Genomic DNA, 2737 nt, shown 5'->3' with positions numbered 1-2737 from the left:
CCTTTGAAACTAAATTTTTTGGCGATTTTACCCAAATAGAAACAATCTTCTTTACGCATTTTCGCCTACTAAATTATGCTTCAGTTGTTTCGTTATTTTCTTCAGCAGCAGGAGCTTCTTCAGCTTCAGCAACAACTTCTTCTTCAACAGCAGGAGTTGCAGCAGCAATAGCATCAGCTTCAGCTTGTGCAGCAGCAGCTAAACGTTTTGCATTTACTTCTTGTTCTGCTTTCAAAGCTTTAGCTTTAGCATCAGCTTGCGCTTTAGATAAACCATCTTTTTTAGCGTCAACTTTTCCAGCTTTAGCTTCTAACCAAGCAGCTAATTTTGCATCAGCTTGTTCTTGAGTCAAAGCACCTTTACGGATACCTCCATCTAGGTGGTGTTTCAATAAAGCACCTTTGTAAGAAAGAATAGCTTTTGCCGTATCAGTTGGCTGAGCACCATTGTGCAACCATTTTACTGCGCTATCCAAGTTCAATTCGATAGTTGCAGGGTTTGTGTTTGGATTGTAAGTACCAATTTTTTCTAGGTATTTACCATCTCTTTTTGAGCGAGCATCTGCTGCTACAACCCAGTAAAAAGGTTTTTGTTTTTTACCGTGTCTTTGTAATCTAATTTTTACTGACATAATCGTATGATTAAATTTTGAGGTACTCGACCTCGATTAATTAAGGGTGCAAAGATACATCTTTTATCGAAACTATCTAAAAAGTTTATTATTTTAATGATTAATAGTTTATTAGCTGTTTTTTAGTTTTGTTTTAAACAGGAAAACCCATCAATGAGCTAGAAAATCGAATATCAATTTTATGTTTTGGCAATGGAATTGGAGTCGATACAAATTATCAAGCTTTTTGAGATTTTAGTTGTTGAAGATCGATTTGGTATGAAAGGAAATGGAATTATGCTTTTTTTTTGTAAAAACAATAATTGTGCGACTTGGAGAAACTATTCTGGTTGATTCTTAAATTGATAAAGGAATAAAAGTTGGTTTTTCATTGTTGAAATAGGGATTTGTTAAAAAGCAAAATAGAGGTATATCATAAATTATATCATAAATAAGCTAATTTATAGTTGTTTAGAAAAAAAATAGAGTACATTTGCTTCAATTATTATAAATAAGTACTTATGAATATTTTTGTTGGAAGCCTTCCATTCAGTATTGAGGAAGCAGATTTAAGAGAGTCTTTCGAGGCTTACGGAGCAGTTGATTCAGTTAAAATTATCACAGATAAATTTACAGGAAGAAGTAAAGGATTCGGATTTGTTGAAATGACAAATGATGATGAAGCTCAGAAAGCAATTGACGAATTGAACGGAGCTACTGTTCAAGGACGTGCAATCGTTGTAAACAAATCTGAACCAAAACCAGAAGGCGAAAGAAGAAGTTTTAACAACAACCGTGGAGGTGATTCTCGCGGAGGTTACGGAAACAACCGTGGTGGAGATAACCGTGGTGGTGGAGACAGAGGAAGATATTAATATTTTTTTCAATCATATATTAAAAAGGTGTCAATGTAAATTGACACCTTTTTTGTTTATTATATTTTGTAATTATTTATTGTTATTGTTGAGAAGCAATCCAGCTTCTCAACAATAACAATAATATATTTTATTTTACAAATTGGCAACCAACCAGTCACCTACTTCACTTGTAGAATATGCTTTTGATCCTTTGGCTACCAAATCTTCAGTTACAATTCCTTGTTCCAATGATTTGTTAACTACGGCTCTGATAGCTTCTGCTTCTGCTTTCAATCCAAATGCATCTTCAAACATCATAGCTGCTGATAAAACAGTCGCCAATGGATTTGCAATATTCAAACCAGTTGCTTGTGGATAAGATCCGTGGATTGGCTCGTATAATGAAGTATGTTCACCTACTGATGCAGATGGCATTAATCCCATTGAACCTGAAATCACAGAAGCTTCATCAGTCAAAATGTCTCCAAATAAATTCTCTGTGATTAATACATCATAAGAGTTTGGCCATTGTACCAATCGCATCGCAACTGCATCAACAAATTCATAACTTACTTCAACCTCTGGATAATCTTTTTCCATAGCTTGAACAGTTTCTCTCCACAAACGAGAAGTCTCCAATACATTGGCTTTGTCAACACAACATAATTTTTTAGAACGTGTCATTGCTAGTTCAAAACCTTTTTTTGCCAAACGTTGAACTTCAACTCTAGTGTATACACAATTGTCAAAAGCAGTTTCTCCTTCGTCTCTTCTTCCTTTTTCCCCAAAATAAATTCCTCCAGTTAATTCTCTTAAGAAAACCAAATCAGTTCCTTCGATGCGCTCTCTTTTTAATGGAGAATTATCAATCAAAGATGGAAAAGTAAAGGTTGGACGAACATTGGCGAACAAGCCTAATTTTTTACGCATTAACAATAAACCTTGTTCTGGGCGTACAGGTGCGCTTGGATTGTTATCATATTTTGGGTGTCCGATAGCTCCAAAAAGAACAGCATCGGCAGCCATACAAATTTCGTGAGTTTCGTCTGGGTAAGGAACACCAACGGCATCAATAGCACAAGCACCTGTAAGAGCAGGTGTCCAAGTGATTTCGTGATTGAATTTTTTGGCAATGGCATCCGAAACTTTAACAGCTTCGTTAATTACTTCTGGTCCGATTCCGTCTCCGGCTAAAAGGGCAATGTTGAATTTCATTGTTGTTAATTTTTAATTATATTTTTAATATATTTTTTTTTCAATTGTAATTTTC

3 protein-coding genes are annotated in these 2737 nt (G+C 35.0%); 1 reads left to right on the top strand and 2 read right to left on the bottom strand.

Annotation, left to right across the window (positions count from 1 at the left end; genetic code table 11):
• Positions 1–73 precede the first annotated feature (73 nt).
• On the bottom strand, positions 74–631 hold the full coding sequence (locus VFS71_RS15805; protein ID WP_326402468.1) for a 30S ribosomal protein S16: 558 nt from the start codon (positions 629–631) through the stop codon (positions 74–76).
• 500 nt (positions 632–1131) lie between these two features.
• Between VFS71_RS15805 and VFS71_RS15800 the strand changes: the two genes are divergently transcribed.
• A complete protein-coding gene (locus VFS71_RS15800; RefSeq protein ID WP_326402466.1) occupies positions 1132–1485 on the top strand; it encodes an RNA-binding protein in 354 nt (117 codons plus the stop codon).
• Positions 1486–1620: 135 nt separating this feature from the next.
• On the opposite strand, the gene leuB is transcribed toward VFS71_RS15800, so the two are convergent.
• The gene (gene leuB / locus VFS71_RS15795) at positions 1621–2682 is read right to left on the bottom strand and encodes a 3-isopropylmalate dehydrogenase (RefSeq protein WP_326402464.1); all 1062 of its coding nucleotides are present in this window, start codon (positions 2680–2682) and stop codon (positions 1621–1623) included.
• Positions 2683–2737: the final 55 nt, after the last annotated feature.

The organism is Flavobacterium sp. (assembly GCF_035760125.1).
In the GTDB taxonomy this organism is placed as follows: Bacteria; Bacteroidota; Bacteroidia; order Flavobacteriales; family Flavobacteriaceae; genus Flavobacterium.
The sequence above is the reverse complement of the archived record's forward strand: the minus strand, read 5'-3'. Positions and strand labels throughout refer to the sequence as shown.